The sequence below is a fragment of the Kitasatospora putterlickiae genome (assembly GCF_039527695.1).
GTDB classification, from domain to species: domain Bacteria; phylum Actinomycetota; class Actinomycetes; order Streptomycetales; family Streptomycetaceae; genus Kitasatospora; species Kitasatospora putterlickiae.
On sequence record NZ_BAAAKJ010000495.1, the window covers coordinates 1 to 6737 of the forward strand.

At 72.2% G+C, this 6737-nt stretch carries 5 protein-coding genes, 1 tRNA gene and 1 pseudogene; all 7 read left to right on the forward strand.

Annotated elements, in window-relative coordinates; translation table 11 throughout:
- The coding region (gene mycP, locus ABD308_RS37840) for a type VII secretion-associated serine protease mycosin (RefSeq protein WP_344345374.1) at positions 1–1443 on the forward strand (1443 nt) is incomplete at its 5' end.
- 83 nt (positions 1444–1526) lie between these two features.
- Positions 1527–2723, forward strand: coding sequence for a S8 family serine peptidase (locus ABD308_RS37845; protein ID WP_344345376.1), 1197 nt, complete (start codon positions 1527–1529; stop codon positions 2721–2723).
- A 93-nt stretch (positions 2724–2816) separates the two neighbouring features.
- Positions 2817–4151 carry an MFS transporter gene (locus ABD308_RS37850; RefSeq protein ID WP_344345378.1) on the forward strand — a complete coding sequence of 445 codons (1335 nt, stop codon included), beginning with the start codon at positions 2817–2819 and terminating at the stop codon, positions 4149–4151.
- Between the two features lie 66 nt (positions 4152–4217).
- Positions 4218–4290: transfer RNA gene (locus tag ABD308_RS37855), tRNA-Thr, on the forward strand.
- Positions 4291–4496: 206 nt separating this feature from the next.
- Positions 4497–5165 (forward strand): LuxR C-terminal-related transcriptional regulator, encoded by a 669-nt coding sequence (locus ABD308_RS37860; protein ID WP_344345380.1) that lies wholly within the window; start codon positions 4497–4499, stop codon positions 5163–5165.
- 168 nt (positions 5166–5333) lie between these two features.
- A complete protein-coding gene (gene galE / locus ABD308_RS37865) occupies positions 5334–6296 on the forward strand; it encodes a UDP-glucose 4-epimerase GalE (RefSeq protein WP_344345382.1) in 963 nt (320 codons plus the stop codon).
- Between the two features lie 320 nt (positions 6297–6616).
- Positions 6617–6737, forward strand: a pseudogene (locus tag ABD308_RS37870) (DNA-binding response regulator); the annotation flags it as partial.

Sequence of the window (6737 nt, forward strand, 5' to 3'; positions counted from 1 at the left end):
ACACCCGGTGGCCGGGCAGTCCTGCGCGGCGCGCTGGCCTGGCCCGACGGGGAAAGTGACGAGGGAGCAGTAATGCGGCGGACGATCGGACGTGTGCGCGGGCGGGGGTTCGCCGCGACACTGTTGGCGGCCGGCATCGTGGTCGGCCCGGCCGTGGGGCCGGCGGCCGCAGTGGACTCGATCCGCGACCAGCAGTGGCACTTGGACGCGATGAAGGCGGCCGAGATCTGGAAGGTCAGCAGGGGGCAGGGAGTCACTGTTGCCGTGATCGACGGCGGATTCCGCCTGGACCATCCAGATCTTGCCGGGCAGTTCCTGCCGGGCAAGGACTTCAGCGGCCTCCCTGGCGGTCTCGGGGATGACAAGAGTGGCCACGGTACGAAGATGTCCGGGCTTGTCGCCGGAACCGGCAAAGGAATTGGCGGACAAGGAGCCTACGGTCTCGCTCCCGGTGTCAAGCTGTTGCCGCTGAAGATCAAGAATGATGAGAACGTGGGTGGCGTCGTGAACGCTTCCGAGTTCTTCACGCAAGTCAGCCAGGCCATTACCTATGCGGCCGACCAAGGTGCCAAGGTCATCAGCATCTCGCAGGGCAGTGCCGCGAGCAACGCCACCCCAATGGCTGTCACAGCCCTCACTGACGCGGTGACGCATGCGAGGAGCAAGGGTTCGCTAGTTGTCGCCAGTGTCGGAAACTCGGCACAGAAGGGGAACCCGGTGGAGTATCCCGGGGCGATTCCGACGGTGCTCGGGGTTGGCGCTGTCGACCAGAACGGAACGGTCACGGCGGAGTCGGAGCGAGGCCCGCAGGTAGACCTGGCGGCCCCGGGGGTTGAGATCTACAGCTCTTGCTCGGCCTCCTCCGGCTACTGCAAGGGTCACGGCACATCGGATGCGACAGCGCTTGTCTCAGCCTCGGCGGCATTGGTTTGGGCGGTGCACCCCGATTGGACCGGCAACCAGGTTGCTCGGGTTCTGCTCAATACCGCAGGCAAGGCTGACGACGGCGCCCAGCGCAATGACGCGATCGGATACGGCATCGTTCGGCCGAGGGTGGCTCTGACGGAGCCGGGGGACCCGGGACCGGCGGATGCGTATCCGATCCAGGAGCAGCCGGTCGGGCAGCCCGCGCCTACCGCCCCCGCCGTTCCGTCGGCGACGCCGTTGGTGACCGCTTCCGCCTCCGCTGCTCCGGTGCCGGGGGAGGCGGGGACGTCGGCGCTGGGGCGGGAGCCGGTGGGGGAGGAGGGTTCCGGGGCGGGGAGTGTCGTGCCGGTTGTGGTGGGGGTGGCGGCCGGGGTGGTGGTCCTGGTGGTCGCAGTGATCGTGGTGGTCACGCGGCGGCGGGCCGCCAGGCCGCAGCAAGCGGCGCCGGGCGCTGTGCCGCCGCCTCCGGCGTACGGGCCGCCGGCCCCGCCGAGCGACAATCCGTACGCCCGGTGACGCGGCGGGCGGGCGTGTGTGTGCGTTGGCGTGCGTCCGTCGTGGGATTCGTGGTCGCCGGAGTCTTCGCCAGCTCACCGGTCATGGCCGCTGACACGATCCGCGAGGACCAATGGCATCTGGATGCCATGAGGGCGTCGGAGATGTGGAAGATCACCAAGGGGCAGGGCGTCACGGTTGCGGTCATCGACAGTGGCTTCAAGCTGGACCATCCGGATCTGGCGGGACAATTTCTTCCGGGTAGGGACTTCAGTGACAGCCCAGGCGGCGTGGGGAGCTATGCGGAGGGGCACGGCACCCAGATGGCCAGCCTCATCGCAGGGACTGGCAAAGGGGATGGAGGTAACGGGGCGTACGGGCTTGCTCCGGGGGTGAAGATCCTCCCGCTGAAGATCGCCAATGGCTCGGAGAAGCCGATGGTCGCCACGGAGTTCCTCGGCCAGATCGGGCAGGCCGTCGACTACGCGGTGGAGCAGGGAGCCCGGGTGATCAACGTTTCCCAGGGCATTGCCGCGTTCAGGGCGTCCGACTCTGACGTGGCGAAGCTGAATGCGTCTCTGACCCGGGCCAGGGCCAAGGGCTCTCTTGTCGTTTCCAGCGTGGGAAACTCGGCACAGTCCGGCAATCAGGTGGAGTATCCGGGGGCGCTGCCCAATGTTGTCGGTGTGGGGGCGGCTGACCGGAACGGTGTGGTGGCAGCGGAGTCGCAGCGCGGGCCGCAGGTCACGCTCGTTGCGCCCGGTGTGGACATGATCGAGTCGTGCACCGGTTCGACCGGCTACTGCAAGAGCCACGGCACCTCGGATTCGGCGGCGCTGGTTTCCGCCTCGGCGGCTCTGGTGTGGGCGGCGCATCCGGACTGGACGGCGAATCAGGTTCTCAGGGTGCTCATCAATACGGCGGGGAAGCCGACGGACGGGTCGGTCCGGACGGATGATGCCGGGTATGGCGCGGTGCGGCCGCGGGTGGCTCTGACGGATCCCGGTGATCCTGGTCCTGCGGATGTGTCTCCCGTTCCGGCTGCTGTGCCGACATCAACCGCGTCCGCGTCCGCGTCCGCTCCGCCGTCCGCCTCCGCTGCTCCGGTGCCGGGGGAGGCGGGGGCGTCGGTGCCGGGGCGGGAGTCGGTGGGGGAGGAGGATTCCGGGGCGGGGAGTGTCGTGCCGGTTGTGGTGGGGGTGGCGGCCGGGGTGGTGGTTCTGGTGGTCGCGGTGATCGTGGTGGTCGCGCGGCGGCGGGCTGTGCCGCCTCCGCCGGGCGGGAACCCGTACGGCGGGTAGGGCGGCGCCGGGGGGCGTGGGGGGTGGGTGGGGGCGCGGGTGTCACTCGGGTGGGCGCTGTTGGGGGTGGGGCGGGGGCGCCAGGGTGGGGGCATGGGCGCGACGGGGCAGATGCGGCGGGCCGCTGCGGCGGCGTTGATCGGTACGGCGATCGAGTTCTACGACTTCTTCATCTACGGGACGGCGGCGGCGCTGGTCTTCGGTGAGGTGTTCTTTCCCGAACTGGGCACGGTGGGGGCGCTGTTGGCGGCGTTCTCGGTGTACGCGGTGGCGTTCCTGGCGCGGCCGTTGGGGGCGGTGGTGTTCGGGCACTTCGGGGACCGGTTGGGGCGGAAGACGACGCTGGTGGTGTCGCTGCTGCTGATGGGGCTGTCGACGGCGGCGGTGGGGGTGCTGCCGGGGTTCGCGGCGTGGGGGTGGTGGGCGCCGGTGGCGCTGGTGGTGCTGCGGGTGTGCCAGGGGGTGGGGCTGGGCGGGGAGTGGGGCGGGGCGGCGCTGCTGGTGGCGGAGAACGCGCCGGCGGGGCGGCGGGGGCGGTACGGGGCGTATCTGCAGTTGGGGCCGACGACCGGGTTCGTGCTGGCCAACGGGGTGTTCCTGGCGTTGCAACTCGGGCTGGACGAGGCGGCGTTCCGGTCCTGGGGCTGGCGGGTGCCGTTCCTGGCGTCGCTGGCGCTGGTGGCGGTGGGGCTGTTCGTGCGGCTGCGGTTGGAGGAGACGCCGCTGTTCCGGGGCGAGGCGCGGAGCGGGGCCGAGCGGGCGCCGGTGGTGGAGGTGCTGCGCGGGCACTGGCGGACGGTGCTGGTGGGGTGCGGGGCGATCACGGTGGGGTACGCGCTGTTCTACCTGACCACCACGTACGCGCTGGCGTACGCGACGACGGGGCTCGGGGTGCCGAGCACGGTGGTGCTGTCGATGCTGCTGGCCGGTGCGGCCGGGAAGGCGGTGACGGTGTGGCTGAGCGCGCGGCGCAGTGACGGGTGGGGGCGGCGGCGGACCTTGCAGGGGGCGACGGGGCTGGCGGTGGCGTGGGGGCTGGTGCTGTTCCCGCTGCTGGAGACGGAGCGGCGGGGGCTGATGTTCGTGGCGCTGGCGGGGGCGATGGTGGTGCTGGGGTGCCTGCTGGGGCCGCTGGCGGCGTTCCTGCCGGAGCTGTTCCCGACCCGGGTGCGGTACACGGGGGCGGCGCTGACGTACAACCTGGGCGGGGTGGTGGGCGGCGCGACGACGCCGCTGATCGCGACCAGGCTGACCGAGGCGTACGGGACGGCGGAGCCGGTCGGCTGGTACCTGGCGGTGTGGGGGGTGGTGGCGCTGTTCTGCCTGCGGGCGCTGCCGGAGACCAGCGGAACGGACCTCGCGGCGGCGGGTGTGATGCGCGGCCGGGCGGCCGGAACCGATTTCCCAATCGGCCCGCCGGCCGTGTAATGTCTTCCTTGTTCGAGCGGTCGGGTGGAGCGGAAAGCGAAGCCGGGGAGCGCGAACAGGGAACAAGCCCCTATAGCTCAGTCGGTAGAGCGTCTCCATGGTAAGGAGAAGGTCTGCGGTTCGATTCCGCATGGGGGCTCGGTCGGGACCCTCGCCTCAGGGCGGGGGTCCTTTTCGTTGTGCCCGTTCGTCGCGCCTGCCGGTCGTACCCGCCCGGTCGGGTGGTGAGACGGTCCGGTGAGACGGTCTGGCAAGTCGGGTACGGAATGCGCTCTGATGGTGCGTCATCGGCCGCGTTCCCCAGCCGGGCGGGGCTGTGGGCGGACGCCGACCTGGAGGGGTCTCATGGGTGTTCGCCTCGTCGTGGTGGACGACCACCGGCTGTTGGCGGAGGCGCTGGCCACCGCGCTCCAGCTGCGCGGTCACCGGGTGCTCGCGGTGGGGTCGCCGGCGTCGTCGGCGGCCGATCTGGTGGCGGGCCGGCGGCCGGAGGTGTGCCTGCTGGGGGTGGCCGCGCCGGGTGAGGCGGGGGCGTTCGACGGCTTGCGGCGGATCCGCCGGGAGCGGCCCGAGGTGGCCGTGATCGTGCTCGGGCCGGTCGGTGAACTGCGGGGTGTGGCGGGGGCGTTCGCGTCCGGGGCGGCCGGGTACGTGCCGAGCGACGAGCGCATCGAGGTGGTCGAGCGGGCGATCGCGCGGGCCCGGGCGGGGGAGGCGGCGGTCACGGTGGAGGTGCTGCGCGGCGCGTTCGACCAGTTGCTGAGACCGGCGGCGGAGCCGGACGACGAGGCGGTGCGGCTGCTGCGCCTGCTGACCCGGCGGGAGGTCCAGGTGCTGGCCCGGATCGCGGACGGCGAGGACACCGCGGCGATCGCGGCGGGGATGCGGATCGCGGCGAGCACGGCGCGGACGCACGTCCAGCGGGTGCTGATGAAGCTCGGCGCGCGGACCAGGCTGGAGGCGGCGGCGGTCGCGGCGCGCACCGGACTGCTGGAGCGGATGGCGCGCGGCTGACGGACGCGCGGCGTGCGGGCGGCGGACGCGCGACGGCCGGGCGGCCGGGCCGGGGAGGCCCTCCTGATGGTCGGAGCACCCCCGGAGGCCAGGGAGAATAGGCCGCAGTCGTACGTACGTCTCCGATGGTCCGCCGACGGCGGTCCATCGCCCGCTGGAGGTCGCATCATGAGTAAGTACCTGGTCACGGGTGGCGCCGGCTACGTCGGCGGTGTGGTCGCCGCCCACCTGCTGGAGGCGGGGCACCAGGTGACCGTCCTGGACGACCTCTCGACCGGCTTCCGCGAGGGCGTGCCGGCCGGTGCCGAGTTCGTCGAGGGCCGGATCCAGGAGGCCGGCGAGGTCCTGGACGGCTCCTTCGACGGCGTGCTGCACTTCGCCGCCTCCTCGCAGGTCGGCGAGTCCGTCGCGGACCCGGAGAAGTACTGGCGCAACAACGTGGCCGGCTCGCTGGAGCTGATCAGCGCGATGCGCGCGGCGGGCGTGCGCAAGCTGGTGTTCTCGTCGACCGCCGCCACCTACGGCGAGCCGGAGTCGGTGCCGATCGCCGAGACGGCCCGCACCGCGCCGACCAACACCTACGGCGCCACCAAGCTGGCCGTGGACCACCTGATCACCAGCGAGGCGGTCGCCCACGGCCTGGCCGCCGTCTCGCTGCGCTACTTCAACGTGGCGGGCGCGTACGGCGTGTACGGCGAGCGGCACGACCCCGAGTCGCACCTGATCCCGCTGGTGTTCCAGGCGGCGCTGGGCCAGCGGGAGCACATCGCGGTGTACGGCGACGACTACCCGACCCCGGACGGCACCTGCGTCCGCGACTACATCCACGTCGCGGACCTGGCCGACGCACACCTGCTGGCGCTGGACGCCGCCAAGCCGGGCGAGCACCTGATCTGCAACCTGGGCAACGGCAGCGGCTTCTCGGTCCACGAGGTGATCGAGTCGGTCAAGCGCGTGACCGGCCGGGAGATCCCGGTGGTGGTCTCCGGCCGCCGCGCCGGCGACCCGGCCGTGCTGGTGGCCTCCGCCGAGCGCGCCCACCAGCGGCTGGGCTGGACCCCGCGCCGCCCGAACCTGGACGACATCGTCGCCGACGCCTGGAAGTTCACCCTGGAGAAGAACGGCCTGTAGGCCCCTCGGCTCCGCCGGTCCACCGGGCGCCGCCCCCCCGTTCGGACCAGGGGGGACGGCGCTCCGGCGTTTCCGCGACCGGCGGGGATGGCTGATCGAGGCACCAAGTCACGCCAATTTCGCACCTCCTGACGAAACTTCACCAAACCCCCACCGGGTCGGCGCCCACCCCGTACGCTGATTCCGGTACCGGTGGGGGCCGGCACCTCGGCGCTTCCGGTCATCCGGGAGGCTGTCGGCGCAGGAGCGCCCGGACAACGGCGGCGGGACGTGGGCGCCGTCCCGGACGCGGGCCGGAGCTGAGCAGGGGGGAAGTCACGATGGGGCGGATCCGCGTCCTGGTGGTCGACGACCACCGGATCTTCGCCGAGGCACTGGCCGCGGCGCTCGCCGCCGAGCCCGACCTCGCCGTCGGCACGGCGGGCAGCGCGGCCGACGCGG

What these genes read in the sequence shown, in the direction of transcription:
- ABD308_RS37845 (WP_344345376.1), top strand. Translation starts at nt 1,527, where the DNA reads ATGGCCGCTGACACGATCCGCGAGGACCAATGGCATCTGGATGCCATG.
- ABD308_RS37850 (WP_344345378.1), top strand. Translation starts at nt 2,817, where the DNA reads ATGGGCGCGACGGGGCAGATGCGGCGGGCCGCTGCGGCGGCGTTGATC.
- ABD308_RS37860 (WP_344345380.1), top strand. Translation starts at nt 4,497, where the DNA reads ATGGGTGTTCGCCTCGTCGTGGTGGACGACCACCGGCTGTTGGCGGAG.
- galE (WP_344345382.1), top strand. Translation starts at nt 5,334, where the DNA reads ATGAGTAAGTACCTGGTCACGGGTGGCGCCGGCTACGTCGGCGGTGTG.